The 25,782-nt window shown below is 46.6% G+C and carries 21 protein-coding genes and 4 tRNA genes; 20 read left to right on the top strand and 5 right to left on the bottom strand.

All coding sequences use genetic code 11. The features are described from left to right. Positions 1-106: 106 nt before the first annotated feature. The 3 genes from WBJ53_RS31255 to WBJ53_RS31245 form a co-directional block, all read right to left on the bottom strand. Positions 107-499 (bottom strand): biopolymer transporter ExbD, encoded by a 393-nt coding sequence (locus tag WBJ53_RS31255; protein ID WP_338873715.1) that lies wholly within the window; start codon positions 497-499, stop codon positions 107-109. A gap of 68 nt (positions 500-567) precedes the next feature. Continuing rightward, a complete protein-coding gene (locus tag WBJ53_RS31250) occupies positions 568-1,278 on the bottom strand; it encodes a MotA/TolQ/ExbB proton channel family protein (RefSeq protein ID WP_338873713.1) in 711 nt (236 codons plus the stop codon). A gap of 217 nt (positions 1,279-1,495) precedes the next feature. Continuing rightward, positions 1,496-2,467, bottom strand: a complete 972-nt coding sequence (locus WBJ53_RS31245) for a zinc-dependent alcohol dehydrogenase family protein (RefSeq protein ID WP_338873711.1) — start codon at positions 2,465-2,467, stop codon at positions 1,496-1,498. Positions 2,468-2,618: 151 nt separating this feature from the next. Here WBJ53_RS31245 and WBJ53_RS31240 point away from each other — a divergent pair, with 151 nt between their 5' ends. Beyond that, complete coding sequence (locus WBJ53_RS31240; RefSeq protein ID WP_338873709.1) at positions 2,619-3,344, top strand: MIP/aquaporin family protein; 726 nt, start codon at positions 2,619-2,621, stop codon at positions 3,342-3,344. A 51-nt stretch (positions 3,345-3,395) separates the two neighbouring features. Then, positions 3,396-4,019: a uridine kinase gene (gene udk / locus WBJ53_RS31235; protein ID WP_338873707.1), complete on the top strand. Its 624-nt coding sequence runs from the start codon at positions 3,396-3,398 to the stop codon at positions 4,017-4,019. Positions 4,020-4,102: 83 nt separating this feature from the next. Here udk and WBJ53_RS31230 read toward each other — a convergent pair whose 3' ends face one another. After that, positions 4,103-5,140 (bottom strand): ferredoxin--NADP reductase, encoded by a 1,038-nt coding sequence (locus WBJ53_RS31230; RefSeq protein ID WP_338873705.1) that lies wholly within the window; start codon positions 5,138-5,140, stop codon positions 4,103-4,105. Positions 5,141-5,352: 212 nt separating this feature from the next. Between WBJ53_RS31230 and nadA the strand changes: the two genes are divergently transcribed. The 17 genes from nadA (at position 5,353) to WBJ53_RS31145 (ending at position 23,568) form a co-directional block, all read left to right on the top strand. Then, on the top strand, positions 5,353-6,342 hold the full coding sequence (gene nadA, locus WBJ53_RS31225; protein ID WP_338873703.1) for a quinolinate synthase NadA: 990 nt from the start codon (positions 5,353-5,355) through the stop codon (positions 6,340-6,342). A 401-nt stretch (positions 6,343-6,743) separates the two neighbouring features. After that, positions 6,744-8,369 carry an L-aspartate oxidase gene (gene nadB / locus WBJ53_RS31220; RefSeq protein WP_338873701.1) on the top strand — a complete coding sequence of 542 codons (1,626 nt, stop codon included), beginning with the start codon at positions 6,744-6,746 and terminating at the stop codon, positions 8,367-8,369. A 163-nt stretch (positions 8,370-8,532) separates the two neighbouring features. Continuing rightward, a tRNA-Tyr gene (locus tag WBJ53_RS31215) sits at positions 8,533-8,615 on the top strand. Between the two features lie 110 nt (positions 8,616-8,725). After that, positions 8,726-8,801, top strand: a tRNA-Gly gene (locus tag WBJ53_RS31210). Between the two features lie 61 nt (positions 8,802-8,862). Continuing rightward, positions 8,863-8,934: transfer RNA gene (locus tag WBJ53_RS31205), tRNA-Thr, on the top strand. A gap of 153 nt (positions 8,935-9,087) precedes the next feature. Next, positions 9,088-10,275 carry an elongation factor Tu gene (tuf, locus tag WBJ53_RS31200; protein WP_338873699.1) on the top strand — a complete coding sequence of 396 codons (1,188 nt, stop codon included), beginning with the start codon at positions 9,088-9,090 and terminating at the stop codon, positions 10,273-10,275. A 109-nt stretch (positions 10,276-10,384) separates the two neighbouring features. Then, positions 10,385-10,458, top strand: a tRNA-Trp gene (locus WBJ53_RS31195). Between the two features lie 14 nt (positions 10,459-10,472). Further along, positions 10,473-10,664: a preprotein translocase subunit SecE gene (secE, locus tag WBJ53_RS31190; protein ID WP_338873697.1), complete on the top strand. Its 192-nt coding sequence runs from the start codon at positions 10,473-10,475 to the stop codon at positions 10,662-10,664. Between the two features lie 94 nt (positions 10,665-10,758). After that, positions 10,759-11,319 (top strand): transcription termination/antitermination protein NusG, encoded by a 561-nt coding sequence (nusG, locus tag WBJ53_RS31185; protein ID WP_338873695.1) that lies wholly within the window; start codon positions 10,759-10,761, stop codon positions 11,317-11,319. Between the two features lie 151 nt (positions 11,320-11,470). Next, the gene (gene rplK, locus WBJ53_RS31180; RefSeq protein WP_338873693.1) at positions 11,471-11,917 is read left to right on the top strand and encodes a 50S ribosomal protein L11; all 447 of its coding nucleotides are present in this window, start codon (positions 11,471-11,473) and stop codon (positions 11,915-11,917) included. 23 nt (positions 11,918-11,940) lie between these two features. Continuing rightward, positions 11,941-12,639 (top strand): 50S ribosomal protein L1, encoded by a 699-nt coding sequence (gene rplA, locus WBJ53_RS31175; RefSeq protein ID WP_338873691.1) that lies wholly within the window; start codon positions 11,941-11,943, stop codon positions 12,637-12,639. 3 nt (positions 12,640-12,642) lie between these two features. After that, positions 12,643-13,176 (top strand): 50S ribosomal protein L10, encoded by a 534-nt coding sequence (gene rplJ / locus WBJ53_RS31170; protein ID WP_338873689.1) that lies wholly within the window; start codon positions 12,643-12,645, stop codon positions 13,174-13,176. 54 nt (positions 13,177-13,230) lie between these two features. Continuing rightward, complete coding sequence (gene rplL / locus WBJ53_RS31165; protein ID WP_232560324.1) at positions 13,231-13,617, top strand: 50S ribosomal protein L7/L12; 387 nt, start codon at positions 13,231-13,233, stop codon at positions 13,615-13,617. 250 nt (positions 13,618-13,867) lie between these two features. After that, on the top strand, positions 13,868-17,737 hold the full coding sequence (gene rpoB, locus WBJ53_RS31160; protein ID WP_338873684.1) for a DNA-directed RNA polymerase subunit beta: 3,870 nt from the start codon (positions 13,868-13,870) through the stop codon (positions 17,735-17,737). A gap of 83 nt (positions 17,738-17,820) precedes the next feature. Further along, entirely contained in the window at positions 17,821-22,149 is a 4,329-nt protein-coding gene (gene rpoC, locus WBJ53_RS31155) for a DNA-directed RNA polymerase subunit beta' (RefSeq protein ID WP_338873682.1), read from the top strand. A 180-nt stretch (positions 22,150-22,329) separates the two neighbouring features. Next, positions 22,330-23,076 carry a transglutaminase family protein gene (locus tag WBJ53_RS31150; protein WP_338873680.1) on the top strand — a complete coding sequence of 249 codons (747 nt, stop codon included), beginning with the start codon at positions 22,330-22,332 and terminating at the stop codon, positions 23,074-23,076. 51 nt (positions 23,077-23,127) lie between these two features. Next, positions 23,128-23,568 (top strand): hypothetical protein, encoded by a 441-nt coding sequence (locus tag WBJ53_RS31145; protein ID WP_338873679.1) that lies wholly within the window; start codon positions 23,128-23,130, stop codon positions 23,566-23,568. An 82-nt stretch (positions 23,569-23,650) separates the two neighbouring features. On the opposite strand, the gene WBJ53_RS31140 is transcribed toward WBJ53_RS31145, so the two are convergent. Continuing rightward, entirely contained in the window at positions 23,651-24,586 is a 936-nt protein-coding gene (locus WBJ53_RS31140) for a hypothetical protein (protein ID WP_338873677.1), read from the bottom strand. Between the two features lie 374 nt (positions 24,587-24,960). On the opposite strand from WBJ53_RS31140, the gene WBJ53_RS31135 reads away from it, so the two are divergent. Continuing rightward, positions 24,961-25,779 carry a DNA-formamidopyrimidine glycosylase family protein gene (locus WBJ53_RS31135; protein WP_338873675.1) on the top strand — a complete coding sequence of 273 codons (819 nt, stop codon included), beginning with the start codon at positions 24,961-24,963 and terminating at the stop codon, positions 25,777-25,779. The last annotated feature ends 3 nt before the right edge of the window (positions 25,780-25,782 follow it).

Genomic DNA, 25,782 nt, shown 5'->3' with positions numbered 1-25,782 from the left:
AGGGCGAAGAAAGACTGTGTTTTAATAAGAAATGGCTTCAGGTATACCTGAAGCCATTTCTTATAGTCATGTAAATCTTTTTAATCCCGAAAATCCAGGGTCTGATTTATTTCGAGGTGGCCATCACCATCTTAATATTCAGTTTCGCGCCTGTTTGCAAAACATCGACCAGATCCTGCACCGTCAGCGATTTATCGAAGCGAACCACAACGGTTGGTTCGGCAATACCGGCCATAATTGTTTTTAGTTCATTTTCCAGATTGGCCGGATCAACGGGTTTCTTATCAATAAAATACTGCTTGTGTTCATCGACCGACAAGGTCACCTGCTTTTTGCTCAACTGCTGCGACGACGACGCTTTCGGTAGCAACAACTTTATGACATTCGGGTTTGCCACCGTCGAAATAATCAGGAAGAACAACAGCAGGAAGAACATGATGTCGTTCAGCGATGAGGTAGCAACCTCGGCGGCAAATTTATTTTTTCTGCGAAGTTTCATAGCCCCCGGCCCCTAATGGGGCGGTTTATTAACGTTTATGTTTAGAAGCCCCTTTGGGGTTTGGGGCTTTACCGCATCCGGGCGGGTTCGGCGGTGGGTTTCTGCAATACTTCGATAAACTCGAACGCATTGATTTCGAGAGCCAGCGTAAAACGCTCAATCATCATATTCAACAGGTGATAGCCCGTATAGGCAATAACACCCACAATCAGGCCAGCCCCTGAGGTAATCATTTTCTCATACAAACCACCGGCAATAATCCCGACACTGATGTTGTCGGAGAGGGAGATGTCGTAGAAAATGCGGATAATACCGGAGATTGTCCCAATAAACCCTAGCATGGGTGCAATACCGGCAATGATACCCAGATAGCCCATGTTTCGTTCGAGCCGCGATAGTTCAATCTGGCCAACCGTTTCGACGGTACTTTCAATTTCTTTGATGGGCGATCCGATCCGGCCAATGGCTTTTTCAAAAACACGACCCATTGCTGTGCGTTGATTTTTAGCGAATGATTCTGCCGACTTAATATTCCCCTGGGCAACCATATCCCGAATGTTATCGATAAAATTCGGGTCTGATTTGGTTTGAGAGCGAATAACAAAATACCGCTCAAAAATCAGATAAAGCGCCGAGAAAAATAAAATTGCAATGGGCACCATGACCCAGCCGCCTTTGGCTACCAGATCAAACAATTGTAAACTTTGGGGTTGAGCAGCCGCGGTGGCCGACAGCGATGCGGCCGTGGTGTCAACAGCCGGAACCTGAAGCAAGAGCATACGAACGAGTCGAGTAAGTGGATGAGTTTGTCCAGCAAGCGTTTACGAACAAACGAGCCGGTTTCCCCGGATATTGTTTCAAAGATAACGAAGCCTAACTTATGGAAAAGATAAAGTTAGAAAATGCAGCATAAATGAGCGCCGGGCAATGAGCCAAACGAGATGACCTAGTCGTTAACTAAGCTCATAATCCGACACTTATAACTGCGTTATTGGTTTAGGGTTTTATCAGAATTTTCCCCCAGCGTCCATGCCGTTCAGCATGCTCTATTGCCTCGCCAATCTGATCGAGCGGATACGATGCTTCAACGGGTAATTGAATGTTGCCGGCAGCTAACAAACTGATAACGTTTTGGGCTACTTCCTGCCGGGTCTGGCTATCAACCCGACGCATCCAGTCGGTTAGCCAAAAGCCTTTAACCGTAAGTTCCCGAAAAATAAGCAGCCCAGCATTCAGCGATGGGTCCTGCAAACTCAGAACTCCATATATAATCAGGGTACCGCCTTTTGCGATGCACTTTAGTGCTTCGGTTGCTGTGTGTCCGCCAACGGCATCCAGCACACAGGCCACTCCGGCACCATCGGTAATTTGTTTGACCCGCGCTGTCAGGCTTTCGGTTTCTACATTAACAACCTCCGTAAGGCCTAACGCTTTAAGTTCGTCGTTGAGGTCGTCCCGCCGAACAGTGCCAATGGTATTAATACCGCGCATTTTGCACAACTGAATCACCATTTTTCCGAATGCTGATCCGGCTGCCGTTAGCATAAGCCAGCCACCTTCGGCAACGCCCGAATCCTGCACCATTGCATAAGCTGTGAACGGATTGACGAACAACTGAGCTGCCATATCATCAGAAATCGACTCGGGAACCGGAATCAGGCTGCGCTGATGGGCAATGGCATAGTCGGCCCAGGTTCCTACGCTGGTGAAACTAACGCGCATACCGGTTCGCATCTGAACCCCCTCGCCCAGGGCATCAACAATACCTACGCCTTCAAAACCAGCCCCCGATGGTAGCTTTGGTCGAATCCCATAGAGATTCTGCACAAACATGATGTCGGAGGGATTAATAGGCGCTCCAATCACCTTAACGCGTACTTCATTTGGCCCTGGTTCGGGCATTGGCACCTCAACGGCCTTCAGAATGTCGGTTGGTTTGCCGACCTGATCGAAAATGATACTTTTCATGAATAAAAAAAAGAAGCCAAAATCCAGTTTCTCTTTGCATTTACGCCAAAAATATGACTTAATTCGCACAAACTATTCCTAAACCTTGACAACGGTGGTTAGTGGTAGGGCTTCTCCTGCTTACTAACCACTTCTTATTGACTACTGTTTTATGCAAACCTCTCCGTTTCTGGGCGAATTGATTGGCACTGCCGTTCTGCTTCTGTTGGGCAATGGCGTAGTGGCCAATGTAGTGTTGAAGCAAACGAAGGGTGAATCGGCAGGCTGGATCGTTATTACGGCCGGTTGGGCATTTGCCGTAACGATGGGAGTGTTTGTTGCCAAAGCCTTTGGTAGCCTCGATGCCCACCTGAATCCGGCCGTTACGGTGGCGTTTGCCGTTGCGACAAACGACTATAGCCATGTGGTGCCGTATATTACCGCTCAGCTTGTTGGCGCTTTTGTGGGTGCCACCTTAGTCTGGTTACATTATTATCCGCATTGGGCTGCTACACCCGATGGTGGATCTAAACTTGCCTGTTTTGCTACTGGTCCAGCCATTAGGAATACTGGAGCCAATTTTTTGAGTGAAACCTTAGCAACCGTAGTTCTAATTCTTGGCCTGGCTGGTATTTCTTCCAAAAATCTGGGCGAACTGGCTATTGGCGTAGGACCGTATCTGGTTGGAATTCTGGTTTGGAGCATTGGACTTTCGCTGGGCGGAACCACCGGCTATGCCATTAACCCCGCCCGGGATTTTGGCCCACGATTAGCTCATGCGCTACTGCCGATCCCCGGCAAGGGTTCATCCGACTGGAGTTATGCCTGGATACCAGTAGTAGGCCCATTGGCTGGTGCAATCATCGGTGGATTACTGATCCATTTATTCACTTTATAGGACAATACGGGAAGTCAGCTATTTTTGTAGTCTCCGTATCTTTGTCCTATCATGACTACAAAACCGTTTATCGTTGGTATTACCGGCGGCAGTGCTTCTGGCAAAACCTCATTCCTGAAAGGTATTTTAAGTGCCTTTCCCGACGATCAGATTTGCCTTATTTCGCAGGACAATTATTATCGTAGCCGGGATGTCATCCCTGTCGATGATCAGGGTATTCATAATTTTGATCTGCCCGAAACGATCGATCATCATCTTTACGCAAAACATATCGCACAACTCCATAACGGCGAAACGATTACCCAGCGGGAATATACATTCAATAACCCGAACATTGTTCCAAAAATGCTGACGTTTAAGCCTGCTCCTATTATTATTGTTGAGGGTATTTTCGTTTTCCATTTTCGGGAGTTGGCCGACCAGATGGATCTGAAAATTTTCATCGACGCTAAAAATAGTATAAAGCTAGAACGGCGGGTAAAACGCGATGCCGAAGAGCGGGGTTATGATCTGGATGACGTTATGTATCGCTGGAAATACCACGTCAAACCGACATATAAGCAATTTATAAAGCCCTACCGAGCCGAAGCGGACATCGTTATCCCTAATAATGTCCACTACAAGAGAGGACTCGATGTGGTCATTTCGTTTCTGAAGTCGAAGGTGAATCTATAAAGGGCTTGGTTGCGGTTGGTGGGCTTGCCGTGCTAACCGCAACAATAATCAATTCATGACCCAGAGCTGTGGCTGGTTTAGATCTACACAGCCAACACAACCTGATCACTTTCTGGATAACCTGTGCAGGTTAATACCCATCCTTCGCGCAGATCCCGTTCTGTCAACACATCGTTAATTGTCATGTGAACGCTGCCTGACAGGCATTGAGCCATACAGGTCGAACACCGCCCACCGCGGCAACTATAGGGCAATGAGACACCTTCGTCGAGCGCTGCCTGCAAAATAGATTTATAAGCCGGTACCAGTATTTCAATTTCGTGTCCTCTAAATCGGAGCAAAACCGTTCGATCCTGCGCTATAATGGGAGGTGGTGTAAGCACTATGGGTTCTATTACAAAATTTTCCCGCCTAATCTGTTCTGCCCGAATACCACTGAAAACCAGCGTAAACTGAATCATGCGCATATAATCGCCAGGGCCACAGACATAAAAGTGTATTGTTTCGCGATTTGATTTATCAATGAGCGCTGGCAACAGCCGCTCAAGCATAACATTGTTCAGTCGGCCACGTAAGCCGCTCCAGTCATCAGATGGGTTACTGAGCAAATGGATCAGGCGAAATCGGTTAGGAAATTGATGCTGTAGCTTTTCTAACTCCTGTCGAAAAATAATAGACCGTTCGTTCGTATTGCTATACAGTAGTGTAACTCTTCGCTCCGATCCGAATAGTTCCTGTTTCAGCAAGGCAAACAATGGTGTTATGCCACTTCCTGCTCCCAACAGGACTAGATCGCCCGTTATCTTTGAATCAATAGTAAACCGTCCGGCAGGCTGCAAGCTGGTCAGTATGTCGCCGACTTGTAATGTGTCGATGAGGAAGCGGGATATTTCGCCGTTTTGTACACGCTTTATGGTCAGCCGGAGTGGCTCACTGGCGGTTGAGCTTAGCGAATAGGCCCGACGTACTTCATGCCCATTATGTTGTAGGATAAGTGTAAGAAACTGCCCGGCCCGATGGGGTACTAAACGTCCATCTGTAGATTCAAGAAAGTAACTCTTTACGCCAGGGGCTTCATTTTGTAGGCGAACAATACGAAGTTGTAGAAAATGATCGGTCATGAACAGAACAGCTTTGCTCTCAAAACTAACCAAATATCATCTGTTGTTTGAAAGCCGGATCGATTTACAGAAATTCGCCCACGCAGACATGACTTTCGTACCGATTGATCGTATAATTTAAACACCGCGCAAGTCGTATTCATTCATGTATTGGCAATTGTGACATTTTGCCGGTATTCATTGTTTAGTAGTAAAACCACCTGATACCACCAATGGAAGCACTCCTGGAAGAAGTTCAACGCGTAGGGTATGTTAACAAACCTGTTGCCGAAAATATAGATCTGGTTGCCGAGATCAATCGGCTCAAAAAAGAAAAAAATGCGGTTATTCTGGCCCATTACTACGTAGATGGTGCTATTCAGGATCTGGCCGATTATATTGGCGATAGCCTTGGCCTGTCGCAGCAGGCGGCTGCTACACCGGCCGAAATGATTGTGTTTTGTGGTGTACATTTCATGGGCGAAACAGCTAAAATTCTGTCGCCCCAAAAGAAAGTCGTCATTCCCGATCTCAATGCAGGCTGTTCGCTGGCCGACTCGGCTCCCGCCGATAAGTTTGCTGCTTTCAAGGCTCAATATCCCGATCATATTGTGCTGTCCTATATTAACTGCTCGGCCGACATTAAGGCGCTGTCCGACATAATCGTTACATCGTCCAATGCGCTGAAAATTGTTGAAAGTCTGCCTAAAGATCAGAAAATTATCTTTGCCCCCGATGCCAATTTAGGCCGCTATATCTCGAAAAAAACGGGCCGCGATATGGTGCTTTGGGATGGCGCCTGTATTGTACATATCGATATATCGCTGGAAAAGCTACAGAAACTCCGTCAGGAATATCCCGATGCTAGCTTTATTGCACACCCCGAATGCCAGGAACATATTTTGAGCCAGGCCGATTACGTTGGTTCGACCACGGCTTTATTGAAATACGTAGTCGACAGCCCCGAGCAAACCTTTATTGTTGGTACAGAAGCTGGTATTCTGCATAAAATGCGGCAGGCCGCACCCCATAAAAAAATTATCCCGGCTCCCGCCAGTCAAAATAACACCTGTGCCTGCTCCGAGTGTCCCTACATGAAAATGAATACACTCGAAAAAGTATACAACTGTATGCTCTACGAACAGCCGGAAATTATTGTACCCGAAGATGTACGGCTAAAAGCCTACGAATCAGTAGCGCGGATGCTGGAGTTGTCAAAGTAAATCATAGGATTCATGAACTGGCAAGAGTATATCTCTTCCGATCCGGCGATTTTTCGTTTGAGCCGACGAAAATTTCGAGCTTTCGACAGTTAAACAATTGCGGGAATGTGTTTTTTCTGTTTTAGTCATTACTGAAATTTTTACAGTATTTCAGCTACACAAGTTCGGCAGATTGCGGTCGAACGAAACGCAATTGTACTAACCGAAGACAAAAAATTTGGAGAACTGGTCCACCGGCTCCGCATTGTAGTATTTTGTTAATCTGGCTATTGCCGATTGGTAGCCTTAAAAACCACAACGAATAATCGATGTTATTAATCAATTTGGTAGCTACCTAATCAATAGTTTTTCGGTTCTAGGCAATGATCAACTAAGAATTCGGCCTGCTCAACCTAAGTAATATGCCCCATCAATTTGATTTTTTAGTTATCGGCTCCGGCATTGCGGGCCTTAGTTATGCCACCAAGCTGGCCATGTATTTCGAGGAGCGTCAACAGGAGGTCCGTATTGGCGTTATTACCAAAGTTCAGGCCGACGAAACGAATACGAAATATGCCCAGGGTGGTATAGCTGCCGTTTGGTCGGAAGAAGATTCCTTCGAGAAACATATTGAGGATACCATGATTGCGGGCGATTTCCTGAGCGATCGTCACATTGTCGAAATCGTTGTTCGGGAGGCCCCTGCCCGTATCCGTGAACTGATCGACTACGGGACTCGATTTGACAAAGAACATGGAGGAAACGGCTACGATCTGGCTAGAGAAGGCGGGCATTCTGACTATCGCATTCTGCATTTTAAGGACATTACCGGTGCCGAAATTGAACGCGCTTTACTAGAAAAGGCGCATTCATTAAAATCCATTGAGATTTTCACGCATTATTATGCTGTTGAACTCATTACCCGCCACCACCTCGGCGAAACCGTTCATCGATACGATACCGACAATAAGTGCTTTGGTGCTTATGTGCTGAATACCCAAAATGGCAGCGTAGAGCAGTTCCTGGCTAAAACGACCTTACTGGCTACGGGTGGAATTGGTAATATTTACCAAAATACAACTAATCCTAATATTGCCACCGGCGACGGCATTGCAATGGCTTACCGGGCTAAAGGGATCGGTAAAGACATGGAGTTTATTCAGTTCCACCCAACTGCATTGTACGAACCTGGCAAAAAGCCAAACTTCCTGATTTCAGAAGCCGTCAGAGGATTTGGTGGCGTGTTACGGACACGGAAGGGCGAAACCTTTATGGAAAACTACGATGCGCGCCTATCGCTGGCTCCCCGCGACATTGTCGCTCGCGCAATCGATTCCGAGATGAAAAAGGCAGGAGACCCTTATGTTTATCTGGATGTAACCCATTGCGACTACGAAAAATTTGTTGAGCATTTTCCTAATATAACTGCTTATTGCCGCGACCGACTAGGGCTCGATTTACGGAAAGATTATATTCCGGTAGTACCCGCTCAGCATTACCTCTGTGGCGGAATTCGGGTAAATGAGTGGGGACAAACCAATATCCAGTTTCTATATGCCGTTGGCGAATGCTCCTGTACGGGCTTACACGGTGCCAATCGACTGGCATCCAACTCCCTTCTGGAAGCAGTTGTATTTGGGCATCGGGCATATCTGAAAACTGTTGAGCTGGTCGATCAGGCAGTTGTACCGAGCAACCTTCCTGCCTGGAACGATGCCGGTACCACTCATCCCGAAGAACTGGTTCTGGTTACGGAGATGAAAAAAGAACTGGAATCGATTATGTCCAACTATGTGGGCATTGTTCGTTCGAACCGTCGATTAAAACGAGCGATGGATCGACTTGAACTGATTTATCTGGAACATGAAGAACTCTATCGCCAATCGAAAGTGTCGGTACCTATCTGCGAATTGCGAAATATGATTGAGGTAGCCTATCTGGTTATTAAAATGGCAATGGCCCGGCGCGAAAACCGGGGCCTACACTTCAATCTGGATCACGTAAGGTCAGAACACGCTGTGTCCGAGCTGCAAGTTGGAAAACAGTAAGAAAAGGTAGCTGGTTTTCTATTGTTTTTGATCAATAGAGGGAGAAAGTGCAAAGTTTCACGAATTATTTTTGGGTCAGTTGTTGACAACAAGATAAAACCGTGTAATTTTGCAACTCCAAACCCGAAAGGGGGGCGGAAAATGTTCTTTAAGAGTGATTTTTGGGGAGTTTCCAGAGTGGCCAAATGGATCAGACTGTAAATCTGCTGGCGTACGCCTTCGGAGGTTCGAATCCTCCACTCCCCACTAAAGTAGTTTTCAGTTTTTAAGTTTTTGCGGGTTAATCCCTGAGGGTTATAGTTCAATAGATAGTAGATAACTATAAGCCAAAAACTTGCTAGCTGAAAACTTTTTTTGCGGAAGTAGCTCAATTGGTAGAGCGATAGCCTTCCAAGCTATAGGTTGCGGGTTCGAGACCCGTCTTCCGCTCCATTAGGTTGTAGATTTTTAGTTTAAAGTAAATTTTTACTGAAAACTGACAATTTGTTGAATTGCCGTTATAGCTCAGCGGTAGAGCACTTCCTTGGTAAGGAAGAGGTCCGGGGTTCAAGTCCCCGTAACGGCTCAAGATCTCAGGTGAGATCTTTTTACGGGGCTGCCCGTGCGGTTTTAAGCTAAAATGGTGTCAGGCCTAAAGGGTGGACTCCGTCTGGCTTAATTGACGTTCAGCGAGTTCATCCAATAAACAAACAACAGTTCATAATAGCGTTTTAAAAACATGGCAAAAGAGAATTTTGACCGCTCGAAACCGCACGTAAACATCGGTACGATTGGTCACGTTGACCACGGTAAAACGACGCTGACGGCTGCCATTACGAAAGTGCTGGCCGAAAAGGGTCTGGCCGCAGTTCGGGACTTCTCCTCAATTGACAACGCTCCAGAAGAAAAAGAGCGTGGGATCACCATCAATACATCGCACGTTGAGTATGCTACGGCAGCTCGCCACTATGCGCACGTTGACTGCCCGGGCCACGCTGACTATGTAAAAAACATGGTAACGGGTGCTGCTCAAATGGACGGTGCTATCCTCGTGGTAGCTGCAACAGACGGTCCGATGCCCCAGACTCGTGAGCACATCCTGCTTGCTCGTCAGGTAGGTGTACCTCAGCTCGTTGTGTTCATGAATAAAGTGGACATGGTGGATGACCCAGAACTGCTCGAACTAGTAGAAATGGAAATCCGCGAACTGCTGAGCTTCTACAACTTCGACGGTGACAATATTCCCGTTATTCAAGGTTCGGCTCTTGGTGGTCTGAACGGCGATGCTAAATGGGTTAAAACCATCGAAGAATTGATGGATGCTGTTGATACCTGGATTCCGCTACCTCCTCGTCAGACGGATCTTCCGTTCCTGATGCCAGTAGAGGACGTATTCTCGATCACAGGTCGTGGTACAGTTGCTACCGGTCGTATCGAGCGTGGTATCATCAACTCGGGCGAACCTGTTGAAATCCTGGGTATGGGTGCCGAAAACCTGAAATCAGTTGTAACGGGTGTTGAAATGTTCCGGAAAATTCTGGACCGTGGCGAAGCCGGTGACAACGTAGGGTTGCTGCTCCGTGGTATTGAAAAAACCGATATCCGTCGTGGTATGGTTATCTGCAAGCCAGGATCTGTAACACCACACGTGAAGTTCAAAGCTGAAGTTTACGTACTGTCGAAAGAAGAAGGTGGTCGTCATACACCATTCTTTAACAAGTACCGTCCTCAGTTCTACTTCCGTACCACCGACGTAACGGGTGAGATCGCTCTGCCTGCAAACGTTGAGATGGTTATGCCTGGTGATAACATCACGATTGAAGTAACGCTGATCAACAAGATTGCTATGGAGAAAGGTCTTCGTTTCGCTATTCGCGAAGGTGGCCGTACCGTAGGTGCTGGTCAGGTAACGGAAATCCTCGACTAATACATTGCTTAAAACAAGTGCATTTCTTTCAAGGGATGCACTTGTTTTTTATTATTATTTTGTACCTTTGCAGTCCGTTTCGGGGGCACGCTCGTTTCGGAAATCATATACGGGTGTAGTTCAAGGGTAGAATAGCGGTCTCCAAAACCGTTGATGGGAGTTCGAATCTCTCCACCCGTGCCAATCCCTTACATACAATGGACAAGTTTGTATCGTTTCTGAAAGCCTCCTGGGAGGAAGTTCAGCATAACGTGACTTGGCCTAAATTCAGCGATTTGCAGTCCAGCTCAACACTTGTACTGGTTGCGTCGCTGATTTTTGCGCTATTGGTCGGGTTAATTGATTTAGTATTTGAGAATGCACTGAACGCATTCTATCAGTCATTCTAAAATTAGTCATTTGTTGTCATTAGGTCATTTGTCAAAAGAGTAAACTAACAAATGACAATTAATGGCCTCTAATGACCACTCAATGACAGAAACTATGAGCGGCATTCAATGGTACGTTATTCGGGCGGTATCGGGACAGGAGAAGAAAATAAAATCGTATCTCGATAACGAAATCATCCGGCAAAAATTGGATGAGGTAATCCCGCAGGTTCTTATACCTTCTGAGAAAGTATATGAAATGCGCAACGGAAAGAAACGAGTTCGCGAGAAATCGTTTTATCCAGGATATATCATGATTTCGGCTGACCTGGGTAATAACCGTGCCCTCGACCTGATTCTGAATATGCCTGGTGTACTGGGCTTTTTAGGGAATTCGCAGGTTGGAACTACCACCAAAGTACCCGTTCCCTTACGTCAGTCGGAAGTGAATCGGATGCTGGGTCGAATTGAAGAAGAAGCTCAGGAAGTAGCAGCACCCACCGTTGCTTATCTGAAAGGCGAAAACGTTAAAGTCGTCGATGGCCCATTTGGTGGCTTCATTGGCACTGTAGAAGAAGTATTCGACGACCGTAAGAAACTGAACGTCGTTGTGAAAATATTTGGCCGGAGCACTCCGGTAGAACTCAGTTACGCACAAGTAGAAAAGGAAAGCTAATGTTACGTTAGTTTTCAGATGGTCAGGAGTCCTATGCTTCCCTCTGAGGATTACTGACCAAACCAGTTGATTTCTGGTGTAAGGTTGCTGATTTGTTATGTGACTAACGAGTCAGAGGCCCCAAATCGTGAATCGTAAATTAATTTATACGATGGCAAAAGAAGTAGGTGGCTATGTAAAGCTGCAAGTCAAAGGCGGGCAAGCTAACCCATCACCTCCAATCGGTCCTGCGCTTGGTTCCAAAGGTTTAAATATCATGGAATTCTGCAAGCAGTTTAACGGACGGACGCAGGATAAAATGGGGATGGTATTGCCGGTTTTGATTACGTACTATAAGGATAAATCCTTTGATTTCGTCATCAAAACTCCGCCGGCACCAATTCTGCTGATGGAAGCAGCGAAACTGAAAGGTGGATCTGCTCAACCAAACCGCAACAAAGTCGGTTCGGTATCGTGGGATCAAATTCGGACTATCGCTGAAACGAAAATGCCAGATTTGAATGCATTCACGGTAGAAGCAGCTATGCGGCAGGTAGCCGGTACGGCTCGCAGCATGGGTATTACGGTGTCGGGCGCATCGCCATTTGAGAACAAATAAGACTTGCCCAGGCAAATACAGAAATGGCTAAGTTAACAAAAAAACAAAAAGAGGCTCAATCAAAATATGACGCTTCGAAAGAATATTCGCTGGAACAAGCAGCTTCTATTCTGAAGGAGATTTCGTATACCAAGTTTGATGCTTCTGTGGATATTGACGTTCGGTTAGGCGTTGATCCGCGTAAAGCCGACCAAATGGTGCGTGGTGTAGCTACGTTGCCACACGGTACTGGTAAAACGGTTCGCGTTCTGGTGCTTTGCACGCCGGATAAAGAGAACGAAGCGAAAGAGGCTGGTGCTGATTACGTAGGTCTGGATGAATATATTCAGAAGATCGAACAAGGCTGGACGGACATCGATGTAATTATTACGATGCCGAACGTAATGGCTAAAGTTGGTCGGCTGGGTAAAATACTCGGACCACGTGGGCTGATGCCAAACCCCAAGTCGGGTACGGTAACCCCGGAAGTTGGTAAAGCCGTTCGTGAGGTGAAAGCGGGTAAAATCGATTTTAAAGTCGATAAAACCGGTATCATTCACACAAGCATTGGCAAAGTATCGTTTTCGCCAGATAAACTGGCTGAAAATGCACAGGAAGTAATTTCAACTTTGCTACGCCTGAAGCCTTCATCGGCCAAAGGAACGTATGTGAAGACAATCTACCTGTCGAGCACAATGAGTCCGGGAGTAAGTATTGATAAAACCACAGTAACCGGAATTTAAGCCATGAAGCGGGAGGAAAAAGGAGCAATTATTGAGGAATTAACTGATAAATTTCAGACAATTCCCTTCTTCTACATCACGGAAGCCAATGGCATGACGGTTGCTGAAACCAACAATCTCCGTCGGATGTGTTTTGAGCGTGGGATCGAGTACAGAGTGGTGAAAAATAGCTTCATCAAAAAAGCACTCGAAACCCTGGATACGGATTATACGCCGTTCAACGAAACGGTGCTTCATGGCCAGTCGGCGGTGATGTTTCACCCTGAAAATGGTAAGGCACCGGCGCAGCTAATCAAAGAGTTTCGCAAAACGAACGATAAGCTGCAACTAAAGGCTGCCTCTATTGATTACAGCCTGTTTATTGGTGCTGATCAACTGGATACGCTCATCGCACTGAAGAGCAAACAAGAGTTGGTTGGCGAAATCATCGGTCTGCTGCAATCGCCTGCGAAAAATGTCATTTCGGCATTGCAAGGTGGTGGCAACAAATTGGCCGGTATCCTCAAAACGCTGTCGGAGCGCGAGGAAGCAGCTTAATTTTCCGACGTTCAATTTTCACAATCGTATAACAATCAAATTAAGAATACTACAATGGCAGATTTGAAAGCGTTCGCTGAGCAGCTTGTAAGCCTAACGGTTAAAGAAGTTAACGAACTGGCTGCTATCCTGAAGGATGAGTACGGAATTGAGCCAGCTGCTGCTGCTCCCGTAATGGTAGCTGGTGGTGCTGCAGGTGGCGGTGATGCTGCTCCAGCTGCTGCTGAGAAAACTTCGTTCGACGTAATCCTGAAATCGGCTGGTGCCGCTAAACTGGCTGTCGTGAAACTGGTTAAAGACCTGACCGGTCTGGGCCTGAAAGAAGCGAAAGAACTGGTTGATGGTGCTCCGAAGCCAGTGAAAGAAGGTGTTGCTAAAGACGAAGCAGAATCGCTGCGCAAGCAACTCGAAGAAGCAGGTGCTGAAGTTGAAGTGAAGTAAGCATCCACTTAATAGTATACCGCTCCAGGCAGGGGAGGCCAGACCATCGTCTGGTCTTTTCCTGTTTGGAGACTTTTTTGTCTATGCGCTTGCAAATGACAAACTTATTTTTATTGCCTTACGTTGTCTATTTACGCCCCTTGGGTTGGGTGACGCCTGGGGTCTGAATAGCCGCTTAGTCCGAGTGCCGTCGCAAATCCTCGCAACGCACTCACAGAGAATCGGTTACGCAACTAAACGAAGCACAATCTTGGCTACAAACGCGAAAATCAGTACGCGCAAAAATTTTGCGACGATTCAGCCAGTGATTGGGTATCCGGATTTCCTGGATATTCAAGTAAAATCCTTCAAAGATTTTTTCCAGCTTGACACGCCTTCTAACCAGCGCTCGGAAGAGGGCTTGTTTAAAGTGTTTCAGGAAAATTTCCCAATTTCAGACTCCCGCGAAAACTTTAAGCTGGAGTTCATTGATTACTCTGTTGATCCACCAAAATACTCGGTCGATGAATCCATTGATCGTGGATTAACCTATTCGGTGCCACTGAAAGCCAAACTGCGCTTGTCGAACAATGATCCTGATAATGAGGATTTTGAGACAATTGAACAGGAGGTTTTTCTGGGAAATATCCCATACATGACCGAAAAGGGATCATTCGTGATTAACGGAGCTGAACGGGTGATTGTTTCTCAATTGCACCGTTCGCCGGGCGTGTTCTTCTCGATGAGCAAGCACACAAACGGAACAAAACTCTATTCGGCCCGGATTATTCCATTTAAAGGGTCGTGGATTGAGTTTTCAACCGATGTTAACAACGTCATGTATGCCTACATTGACCGGAAAAAGAAATTCCCGGTTACGACGTTGCTACGTGCTATCGGATTTGGCTCAGATAAAGATATTCTGGATTTGTTTGGTTTGTCAGAAGAACTACCAGCAACACCAGCAAATCTGAAAAAAGCCATTGGCCGTCGGTTAGCAGCCCGCGTACTTCGTACATGGACGGAAGACTTCGTTGATGAAGATACGGGTGAAGTAGTATCGATCAGTCGGAATGAAGTGCTGCTTGAGCGTGACTCTGCCATTTCGCCTGATGATATTGATGTGATTATGGATTCGGGCCAAAAGTCAGTGATTCTCCATAAGGAGGACATGAACATGGCCGATTACAATATCATTTATAATACGTTGCAGAAAGATAGCTCGAACTCTGAAAAAGAGGCTGTCGAGCAAATCTATCGGCAACTTCGGAATGCCGACGCACCCGATGAGCAAACCGCCCGTGAAATTATCCAGAGTCTGTTCTTCTCAGATAAACGGTATGATTTGGGCGATGTGGGCCGTTACCGAATTAATAAAAAGCTCGGTCTTGACATTTCGTCGGATATGAAGGTTCTCACAACAGAAGATATTGTTTCTATTGTGAAGTACCTGATTGGTCTGATCAACTCAAAGGCCGTAGTTGATGATATTGACCATCTCAGCAACCGCCGTGTTCGGACGGTAGGTGAGCAGCTATACGCCCAGTTTGGCGTTGGGCTGGCTCGTATGGCGCGGACGATTAAGGAGCGGATGAACGTTCGGGATAACGAGGATTTCAAACCCGTTGATCTGATTAATGCCCGTACGTTATCGTCGGTTATTAACTCGTTCTTCGGAACCAACCAGTTATCGCAGTTTATGGACCAAACCAATCCGCTGGCCGAAGTGACGCATAAGCGTCGGATGTCGGCACTGGGACCGGGGGGTCTATCACGCGAGCGGGCTGGTTTTGAGGTTCGTGACGTACACTACACGCACTATGGCCGGTTGTGTACCATCGAAACCCCGGAAGGTCCGAACATCGGTCTGATTTCGTCGCTGTGCGTTTATGCTAAAATCAACAGCATGGGCTTTATCGAAACACCATATCGCATTATTGAAAACGGTAAGGTGGCCATGGATAAACCCGTAATGTATCTGACGGCTGAAGAAGAAGATACGCACTACATTGCTCAGGCAAATGCCGGGGTTGATGATAGTGGTAATTTCCATGTTGATCGTCTGAAGGCTCGTTTTGAAGGTGACTTCCCAATGGCTGAACCTTCGAACGTAACCTTTATGGATATTGCACCGAACCAGATTGTGTCGGTGGCGGCTTCGATGATTCCTTTCCTTGAGCATGACGACGCTAACCGCGCCCTGATGGGATCGAACATGCAACGTCAGGCGGTGCCATTACTCCGTCCGGAAGCTCCAATTGTAGGAACAGGTCTGGAAGGTCGGGTGGCCGTAGATTCGCGGACGCTGGTAATTGCTGAGGCAGATGGTGTTATTGAGTTTGTCGATTCTACGAAAATTGTCGTTCGCTATGAGCTGGATGATGATCAGCTAGCGGTTACGTTCGATGATGATCAGAAAACATATAACCTCATCAAGTTCCGTCGGACAAACCAGGATACCTGCATTAACCTGAAGCCAACTGTGCTGAAAGGCCAGCGTGTGAAGAAAGGTGATGTGCTGTGTGAAGGCTATGCAACACAGGCAGGGGAACTGGCACTGGGCCGGAACATGAAGGTTGCCTTTATGCCATGGCAAGGGTATAACTTTGAGGATGCGATCGTGATTTCGGAGCGTGTTGTACGCGAAGATATTTTCACCTCAATTCATATTGAAGAGTTCGAACTGGAAGTTCGTGATACGAAACGTGGCGAAGAGGAATTAACGTCTGAAATCCCGAACGTTAGCGAAGAAACAGTTCGTAACCTCGATGAAAACGGGATTGTTCGTGTTGGTACCGAAGTAAAAGAAGGTGATATCCTGATCGGTAAGATTACTCCGAAAGGAGAAAGTGATCCAACACCGGAAGAAAAACTGCTTCGCGCTATCTTTGGCGATAAAGCGGGTGATGTAAAAGACGCATCGAAGAAAGCACCACCATCTTTAAAAGGTGTTGTGATTGATACGAAGCTGTTTGCTCGCCCAGCCAAAGAGGAGCGCGGTAAGCATAAAGATGAAATCAAGGCACTGATGAAAAAATACAGCCGTGAGTTAACCGACTTCCGTGCTCGTATGATCGAAAAAACAGTAGCGTTACTTGATGGCAAAACCAGTGCCGGGGTTAAACACAAATTTGGCGACGAAATTGTGAGCAAAGGGGTGAAGTTTAACCGGAAAAATATTACGGATAACTTATTCCCAGACAAAAACCCTTATCGTGATGAAAGTGGTTATGCCGTTCCGGAAGAAGCGAACATCCTGATTGATCTTAATCTGGATGGTTGGACCGAGGATGATAAAGTAAACCAAATGGTGGTTCTGTTAGTGAAAAACTACAATAACCGCCGGAGCGAAATCACAGGTCGATTCAAACGGGAGCGCTTTACGCTTGAGGTAGGCGATGAGCTGCCAGCCGGTATTGTAAAACTTGCCAAAGTATACATTGCCAAAAAGCGTAAGCTGAAAGTGGGGGATAAAATGGCTGGTCGTCACGGTAACAAGGGGGTTGTTGCCCGGATTGTTCGTGACGAAGATATGCCATTCCTCGAAGATGGAACAAAAGTGGATATCGTTTTGAATCCGCTTGGCGTACCATCCCGGATGAACCTCGGTCAGATTTACGAAACCGTGTTGGCATGGGCAGGCCAGAAACTTGATCGGAAGTATGCAACGCCAATTTTTGACGGGGCGACTGAACAACAGGTGGCTGATGAACTGAATGAAGCCGGGTTGCCATCCTTTGGTCGTACATATCTCTACAACGGTTTGACAGGTGAGCGTTTTGATCAGCCGGTAACGGTTGGCATCATTTATATGCTTAAACTAGGTCACCTGGTAGATGATAAGATGCACGCTCGTTCGATTGGGCCATACTCGCTCATTACTCAGCAGCCGCTGGGTGGTAAAGCGCAGTTTGGTGGTCAACGGTTTGGAGAAATGGAAGTATGGGCGCTGGAAGCCTTTGGGGCTTCGAACATCCTACAGGAGATCCTAACCGTTAAATCGGATGACGTTGTTGGCCGTGCGAAGGCATATGAGGCAATTGTGAAAGGTGAAAACCTGCCGAAGCCAAATATTCCGGAGTCGTTCAATGTACTTGTGCACGAATTGCGCGGTCTGGCCCTTGAAATTACATTAGAATAAAAACAGCCCCCCAACCCCCGAAGGGGGGGCTTTAACCAGCGAAAGCCCCCTTCGGGGGTTGGGGGCTTTTAAATCTCCAACCAATGTCGTTCAAAAAGAACAAGAAACTCAATAGCGACTTCCAGAGCGTGACAATCAGCCTGGCATCGCCGGAGTCTATTTTGGAGAGTTCCTACGGCGAGGTGACACAGCCGGAGACGATCAACTACCGCACATACAAACCAGAAATGGGAGGCTTGTTCTGCGAGCGCATTTTTGGCCCTGTAAAAGACTGGGAATGCCATTGCGGTAAGTATAAGCGGATTCGCTATAAAGGCATTATCTGTGATCGCTGCGGTGTGGAAGTTACCGAGAAAAAGGTACGCCGGGAGCGTATGGGCCACATAGAACTGGTGGTTCCGGTTGCGCATATCTGGTATTTCCGCAGCCTGCCAAACAAAATTGGTTATTTGCTGGGTCTATCAACCAAAAAACTCGATCAGGTGATCTACTACGAACGGTATGTAGTAGTTCAGCCAGGAGTGAAGGCCGAAGATGGCATTAACCAACTCGATTTCCTGACGGAAGACGAGTATCTTGATATTATTGACAAACTGCCGAGCACAAACCAGCACCTCGACGACAAAGACCCCAACAAATTCATTGCGAAAATGGGGGCCGAAGCGTTGGAAATGCTATTGTCTCGTCTGGAATTAGATGAACTGTCGTATCAACTTCGCCACGCGGCAGCAACCGATACCTCACAGCAACGCAAGGCCGAAGCGCTGAAGCGGCTGAAAGTGGTTGAAGCGTTCCGCGAAGCGAATGGACGTATTGAGAACCGCCCTGAGTGGATGGTAATCAAAATGGTGCCAGTAATTCCGCCCGAATTACGTCCGCTTGTCCCGCTGGATGGTGGTCGGTTTGCTACATCTGACTTGAATGACCTGTATCGCCGGGTTATTATTCGGAACAACCGTCTGAAGCGACTTATCGAAATCAAGGCGCCTGAAGTAATTCTACGGAACGAAAAGCGGATGTTACAGGAAGCTGTCGATTCGCTGTTCGATAACTCTCGCAAAGTGAATGCCGTCCGTTCGGAAGGTAACCGCGCGCTGAAGTCGTTATCGGATATGCTGAAAGGTAAGCAAGGTCGTTTCCGGCAGAACCTGCTCGGTAAGCGAGTCGACTATTCGGGTCGTTCGGTTATTGTGGTAGGTCCTGAGCTGAAACTGCACGAGTGTGGTTTACCGAAAGATATGGCGGCCGAATTGTTCAAGCCGTTTGTGATTCGGAAACTCATTGAGCGGGGTATCGTGAAAACGGTGAAATCGGCTAAGAAAATCGTTGACCGGAAAGACCCTGTTATCTGGGATATTCTGGAAAACGTGCTGAAAGGCCACCCTGTTCTGCTGAACCGGGCTCCAACGTTGCACCGGTTGGGTATTCAGGCATTCCAGCCTAAGCTGATCGAAGGAAAAGCTATTCAGTTGCACCCACTCGTTTGTACGGCCTTCAACGCTGACTTCGATGGTGACCAAATGGCCGTACACGTTCCGCTGGGTCAGGAAGCTATTCTGGAAGCGTCGCTGCTGATGCTGGCATCGCACAACATCCTAAACCCTGCTAATGGTGCACCAATTACGGTACCATCGCAGGACATGGTGTTGGGTCTATATTACGTTACCAAAGGCCGTAAAAACACTCCTGAATATCCAATTGCTGGTGAAGGAATGACGTTCTATGGCGCTGAGGAAGTAATTATTGCCATCAACGAAGGTAAAGTTTCTAAACATGCTAACATTAAGTGCCGGGTTAAAGTCCGGGACGAAGATGGTGAGCTAGTATATAAAGTTATTGATACGGTGGCTGGCCGGTTGTTGTTCAATCAGGCTGTGCCAGAGGAAGTAGGCTATATTAATGAACTGCTGACGAAGAAGAAACTGCAACAAATCATTGCGTTGATCTTCAAGATTTCGGGCGGTGCACGTACGGCACAATTCCTCGACGATATCAAAGAACTCGGTTTCCAGATGGCCTTCAAAGGTGGTCTGTCAATCGGCCTGAGCGACGTCATGATCCCTGAAGCCAAACAGGGCCTTGTTGAAGAAGCTAAAGCTGAAGTGCAGAGCGTTTGGGATAACTACCTGATGGGTCTGATTACAGAGAACGAGCGTTACAACCAGGTTATCGACATCTGGACACGTGTAAACTCCCGTTTGACGGAGACATTGATGAAGCAGCTCGAAGCTGATCAGGGTGGTTTCAACTCAATTTACATGATGATGCACTCGGGAGCCCGTGGTTCTCGCGAGCAGATTCGCCAATTGGGTGGAATGCGGGGGCTGATGGCTAAGCCACAGAAAAACCTGCAGGGTTCAGTTGGTGAGATTATCGAAAACCCGATTTTGTCGAACTTCAAAGAAGGTCTCGACGTATTGGAATACTTTATCTCGACCCACGGTGCCCGGAAAGGTCTGGCCGATACAGCTCTGAAAACGGCTGATGCTGGCTATCTGACCCGTCGTCTGCACGATGTAGCGCAGGATGTTATTATTAGTGAAGACGATTGCGGTACACTTCGTGGTCTGCAAGTGTCAGCACTGAAAGATAACGAAGACATCGTTGAACCACTTTCTGAACGGATTCTGGGCCGCACAACGGTTCATGATATTTATGATCCGCTGACGAAAGATCTGATTGTTGCATCGGGTGAGTTGGTTACCGAAGAAGTAGCTGCCCGCATTGATGAAACCAGTATTGAAACGGTTGAAATTCGGTCGGTACTGACCTGCGAATCGCGCCAAGGTGTTTGTGCTAAGTGTTATGGTCGGAACCTGGCTTCGGGCCGGATGGTCGACATTGGTGAAGCGGTAGGCGTAATTGCCTCGCAGTCAATTGGAGAGCCCGGTACACAGCTTACACTTCGTACCTTCCACGTGGGTGGTACAGCGTCGAATATTGCGGTCGATGCATCGATTAAAGCGAAATTCGACGGTCTGATTGAGTTCGAAGAAATGCGGACCGTTCAATCGGAAGATGCTGAAGGAAATCCACAAACGGTTGTTATGGGCCGTTCGGGCGAAGTCCGGATCGTTAGTCCGGAAGATCGTAACATCGTTCTGATCAGCAACAACGTTCCCTATGGTGCGTTCCTGCGGGTTAAAGACGGTGATATCGTGAAAAAAGGCGACGATATCTGCGCATGGGACCCCTATAATGCAGTTATCCTGTCTGAATTAACCGGAACGATCAGCTTCGACGCAATAGAAGATGGTATTACCTACCGCGAAGAGTTTGACGAACAAACGGGCTTCCAGGAAATGGTGATCATCGAAAGCCGCGATAAGTCGAAAAACCCGGCTATCGTTGTGAGCGGTGTTAGTACAATCCTTCCTGAAATTACCGAGAAAGGGTATAACCTGCCTGTTGGCTCTCGTCTTGTTGTAAAAACAGGCCAGTCGATTAAAGCAGGTCAGCCGTTGGCGAAAATTCCACGTAACGTAGGTAAAACCCGCGACATCACGGGTGGTCTGCCTCGTGTAACGGAATTGTTCGAAGCACGGAACCCATCGAACCCGGCAGTTGTGAGTGAAATTGATGGCGTTGTTACCTACGGTGCTATCAAACGGGGTAACCGCGAAATCTTTATCGAATCGAAAGACGGTACCAAGAAAAAATACCTCGTACCGCTGTCGAAATTCATTCTTGTTCAGGATAACGACTTTGTACGGGCTGGCGCTCCGCTGTCGGATGGGGCCATTACACCGAGCGATATTCTGGCCATTAAAGGACCAACGGCTGTTCAGGAATACCTGGTAAATGAAATTCAGGAAGTTTACCGCCTGCAAGGCGTAAAAATCAACGATAAGCATATCGAAGCCATTGTGCGGCAGATGATGCAAAAAGTTGAAATTATCGACTCAGGCGACACGAACTTCCTCGAAGGACAAGTAGTTGACAAGTGGGCGTTCCGTGAAGAGAATGATAAAGTTCTTGACGCTAAAGTAGTAACGGATGCTGGCGACTCAGCTAACTTTAAGCCAGGACAGATCGTTACGACTCGTCAGTTACGTGATGAAAACTCAAGCCTGAAACGTCGCGACTTAACGCTTGTTACTGTTCGTGATGCTATGGCTGCCGTTTCGCAACCAACACTGATGGGTATTACGCAGGCATCGTTGGGTACCGACAGCTTCATTTCGGCTGCTTCCTTCCAGGAAACAACGAAAGTATTGAGCGAAGCCTCTATTCGTGGCAAGCGCGATACGCTCGAAGGGCTGAAAGAGAACGTAATTGTCGGACACCTGATTCCGGCTGGAACAGGTATCCGCCGTTACCAGAATGCTGTTGTGGGTTCGAAAGAAGAACTCGAATCAATTACCGAATCGCGTGAGCAGTTTGCTCGTAGTAAGAAACGGGCTACGGTTTAAGCACTGGTATAATTATAGAAAATACCCTGGCTGGCAACAGCTGGGGTATTTTTTTGCTATGTCATAACAAAAGCACTGAAATTCTGCTTATTCTGCTAAATCATTTACGCGAAAAAAATGCAACTCAATGCTGGCTGCGAACTCTCGTTCGACGCAAAAGAATCAACACCGCTAGTGCTTATGCTACGTCCACGTTCGGGAGCCGGACAGTGGATAATTCGAGAAGAATACCAGATTACTCCAACTGTCAACGTCACGGAGTTTACCGATATTTATGGAAATCTTTGCCAGCGGGTAGTAGCACCCGAAGGACCTTTTTCAATTCATTTCTCGGCTACTGTGCAAACCGCAGATATAATTGACGTGGCGGCAGGTGCGCCCTATACGGCCGTAGAAGATTTGCCCGATAGCGTATTACATTATACCTTGCCAAGCCGTTATTGTCAATCGGATCAGTTGGGTAGTCTGGCAACCGAGATTACAAATGGCTATGAACCGGGCTACGATCAGGCTGAAGCTATTCGAAGCTGGATCAATCAGAATATAAAATATGAGTATGGGACCAGCAATGCCAGTACATCGGCGGTTGATACGGCCAATAATCGAATTGGCGTTTGCCGCGATTTTACCCATTTAGGCATTTCACTCTGCCGGGCTTTAAATATTCCGGCCCGAATGGTGGTGGGGTACCTATATCAACTTGATCCGATGGATCTTCATGCCTGGTTTGAAGCTTATATCGATGGTCGGTGGTTTACGTTTGATGCCACCCAGCGCGAACCGAGGGGTAATAGAATCACAGTGGCTTATGGGCGCGATGCTGCAGATGTTGCTTTTACAACCCAATTTGGGAACATGGTACTTACGGATATGAAGGTTTGGGTTGATTCGGCTGAAGAGGGCGAGGTCGAAAAAAACGGCCAATAACGCAACCTTTTCAGTACCAGATGGGTCTATGAATTAAGCTTCTATTAACCAATGATGAAACAACTGCTTTTTTTTGTTTTTTTAGGCATGTTAACGGCCTGTCGGCATGAAAGTGATATTCTGCCTAATGCAACATCGCTGGCTGGAGAAGTTGTTGGTACTTATCAGACCAATTTTTTTCTTGATCCTTCCTGTGCCGCTATACCGTCGGATAAAATGCCATTTGCAAAGGTGGAGGCAGAGTCGGATAGCGCAGTAACCCTGATCTATACCCGGCAATATCCGAACAGAGAAACCAGACGGTTAGAGCATATTAAGCTAAATCGCCAAGCTGATGCGGTTCAGTTCAATATGGCCGACTCCAGCATTGGGTTGCTTCAAACGGATCGTATGTTTATGGATAATGGAATGGAAAAGCAAGGTAAGGTCTTACGGCTAACCATGCAAAATTCGCCGGAGGCTGTTTTATTTTTTACTGGTTATAAGCAATAAAACCATATTTCTCGAAAATGAGATAAGCGAAAAAACGCGACACCGTTAGGTGCCGCGTTTTTTCGCTTATTAGAATGATTGATTAGCGAACGGCAAATTCGCCAGATCCAATCCGGAATCCTTCAGAATACAGCTCAACAGTATACTTGCCAGGTTTGTAAGGAATTCCCCGTGTATACAGAAGCTCCACATTCTGGCCATTGTTGGTGTAGTTAACCGTTTGCTTGGTTGTATAGATGGTCTCGTTACCATCTACCGTAAAGGTGCCTGAGCCATTTGCCATATCGGATACAACTGCTCCCGTAGGATCGAGTACGCGGACAAACACTTCTTTGGGCTCTTCTTTTGTAAGCGGGTTATCCAACAGAGTATAGACCAGCTTAATCTTGTCGAGACGTTTGGCTTTGTATGAATCGTCTTCTTTTACCTTACCTTTCGAATTCACCGCAAACACTTTCACGTTTTGCGCTTTCAGTGCAGCAGCCCGTGTTACTTTCGTGCTCAAATCCTGATTCTGCGCAACTACCGTCGAAACGGAGTCAGACAATCGCTGTCTATCCGTTTTCAGTCCGGTGTTTTCTTCGTCCAGAACTTTAACATTGTTAGCCAATGTCACATTCTCGCGCTGTAGATTAGCAATCAGGGTATCTTTTTCGACCAGGAATGCTTCATACTGCTTGATTTTAGTTTCGTATTTGGCAATCGAAATCCGATTACCTTTGCGTAAAGAAGCTTTATCAGCTTCCAACTGAGCTTTTACTTTTTCAAGCTCAGAAACATCTCCACCTAATTTTTGCACTTCTGCAATTTTAGCATCCAGTGCTGTAGAAATCGAATCTAATTTTACCCGTGTTGTTGAGAGTTCTTCAACACGCTCAGAAATTGTTACTTCCTGATTCTCCGATACCTTTTTCTGATCGAAGTACAGATAACTCGATACACCAGCCAAACCTGTCATTATAATAAGTGCAGCTAGTAGGGCGCCGTTTGTCTTCGACCTTGGCGGATTGTTCTCCATAGCAATTTTCAGTTTAACAGTTTAACATGCACAGACTCAAAAAAGCCGCTTGCGCGGTTGTGTAGAGGTTGTTACATCTGAGTGTAGTTAGGCTTAAGAAATGTATAGTTTTGTTATAGAGAATCTATTTTTTTTGTGATTGCGTAATCTCGGAACGCCCTCCCATACTGGCATATTGCCTAAAAGAACTAATACTAGTCCAAAAAAGTTTTAGCTTATTCCAATATAGACAAAGGTAATATATTTTGATTGTCAATTAGTTAAACCGAATAATAAATTATTTAAAAAGCTATTTCCAGCAACCCTTCAAATGTGAATTCTGGCTACTATGTAAAGAACAACTACTCGTACCGATTAGTTATCAGATAAAAACAATGCCCGAACTGCCCGAAGTTGAAATCAGGCGACAATACCTGCAAGCCTCATCGCTATATCAGCCAATCAGTCATATTGAAGTTGAAGACAAAAAATTGCTTACTACCGACTATAGCACCTTGCTTCACCAACTCGAAGGTCGACAGTTTACGGGCACTTGGCGGGTTGGGAAAAATTTATTTATTCTGACCGACAGCTCAACGGTTATCGTTCATATGCATTTTGGTATGACTGGCGATCTGGAATATTATCATAGCTCGATTGGCCGACCACGTTTTGCCCGAATCGTATTTGAATTTACCAATGGTTTTAATCTGGGGTTTATTTGTCCACGTAAGTTTGAGCGAGTAGGAATAATTGAGAATATTGACGCTTACCTGGAGCAAAAAAAAATAGCTAAAGATGGCCTGGATATATCTCTGGCAGATTTCAAAAGAAACATCGGCCGAAAAAAAGCATTGATAAAACCTGTATTACTCGATCAGAGTGTTGTTGCAGGTTTAGGAAACTGGATTGTCGATGAAGTCTTGTTTCAGGCGTTTGTGCATCCTGAGCAACGTGTCGACTCCCTCAGCAATGAGCAAATAAGCCGAATTCATGAAGCAATACAATTTGTTCTGGAAACGGCCATCCGACACGAAGCTACCTATCGCGATTTTCCACTCAGTTTTCTTATTCATGTACGGGAATGGGACAATTCGCCATACGACGACTTAGAAGCCCACAACTATTGCCCTCGTTGCCGAACGCGCATTGAGCGCTCAGTGGTGGGGGGAAGAACAACATTCTTTTGCCCGAAAGAACAAATTATTAACTGAAAG

Origin of the sequence: Spirosoma sp. SC4-14 (assembly GCF_037201965.1) — a bacterium.
GTDB lineage: Bacteria > Bacteroidota > Bacteroidia > Cytophagales > Spirosomataceae > Spirosoma.
This window is presented reverse-complemented; position numbering and strand designations above follow the sequence as displayed.

Excerpts from the sequence above, each read along its gene's own strand:
- WBJ53_RS31145 (WP_338873679.1), top strand. The coding sequence starts at position 23,128 with ATGATGAAACAACTGCTTTTTTTTGTTTTTTTAGGCATGTTAACGGCC.
- nusG (WP_338873695.1), top strand. The coding sequence starts at position 10,759 with ATGAGCGGCATTCAATGGTACGTTATTCGGGCGGTATCGGGACAGGAG.
- tuf (WP_338873699.1), top strand. The coding sequence starts at position 9,088 with ATGGCAAAAGAGAATTTTGACCGCTCGAAACCGCACGTAAACATCGGT.
- nadB (WP_338873701.1), top strand. The coding sequence starts at position 6,744 with ATGCCCCATCAATTTGATTTTTTAGTTATCGGCTCCGGCATTGCGGGC.
- WBJ53_RS31230 (WP_338873705.1), bottom strand. The coding sequence starts at position 5,140 with ATGACCGATCATTTTCTACAACTTCGTATTGTTCGCCTACAAAATGAA.
- rpoC (WP_338873682.1), top strand. The coding sequence starts at position 17,821 with ATGTCGTTCAAAAAGAACAAGAAACTCAATAGCGACTTCCAGAGCGTG.
- WBJ53_RS31245 (WP_338873711.1), bottom strand. The coding sequence starts at position 2,467 with ATGAAAAGTATCATTTTCGATCAGGTCGGCAAACCAACCGACATTCTG.
- rplJ (WP_338873689.1), top strand. The coding sequence starts at position 12,643 with ATGAAGCGGGAGGAAAAAGGAGCAATTATTGAGGAATTAACTGATAAA.
- WBJ53_RS31150 (WP_338873680.1), top strand. The coding sequence starts at position 22,330 with ATGCTACGTCCACGTTCGGGAGCCGGACAGTGGATAATTCGAGAAGAA.
- nadA (WP_338873703.1), top strand. The coding sequence starts at position 5,353 with ATGGAAGCACTCCTGGAAGAAGTTCAACGCGTAGGGTATGTTAACAAA.
- secE (WP_338873697.1), top strand. The coding sequence starts at position 10,473 with ATGGACAAGTTTGTATCGTTTCTGAAAGCCTCCTGGGAGGAAGTTCAG.
- WBJ53_RS31255 (WP_338873715.1), bottom strand. The coding sequence starts at position 499 with ATGAAACTTCGCAGAAAAAATAAATTTGCCGCCGAGGTTGCTACCTCA.
- WBJ53_RS31140 (WP_338873677.1), bottom strand. The coding sequence starts at position 24,586 with ATGGAGAACAATCCGCCAAGGTCGAAGACAAACGGCGCCCTACTAGCT.
- rplL (WP_232560324.1), top strand. The coding sequence starts at position 13,231 with ATGGCAGATTTGAAAGCGTTCGCTGAGCAGCTTGTAAGCCTAACGGTT.
- rplA (WP_338873691.1), top strand. The coding sequence starts at position 11,941 with ATGGCTAAGTTAACAAAAAAACAAAAAGAGGCTCAATCAAAATATGAC.
- WBJ53_RS31250 (WP_338873713.1), bottom strand. The coding sequence starts at position 1,278 with ATGCTCTTGCTTCAGGTTCCGGCTGTTGACACCACGGCCGCATCGCTG.
- WBJ53_RS31240 (WP_338873709.1), top strand. The coding sequence starts at position 2,619 with ATGCAAACCTCTCCGTTTCTGGGCGAATTGATTGGCACTGCCGTTCTG.
- rplK (WP_338873693.1), top strand. The coding sequence starts at position 11,471 with ATGGCAAAAGAAGTAGGTGGCTATGTAAAGCTGCAAGTCAAAGGCGGG.
- udk (WP_338873707.1), top strand. The coding sequence starts at position 3,396 with ATGACTACAAAACCGTTTATCGTTGGTATTACCGGCGGCAGTGCTTCT.
- WBJ53_RS31135 (WP_338873675.1), top strand. The coding sequence starts at position 24,961 with ATGCCCGAACTGCCCGAAGTTGAAATCAGGCGACAATACCTGCAAGCC.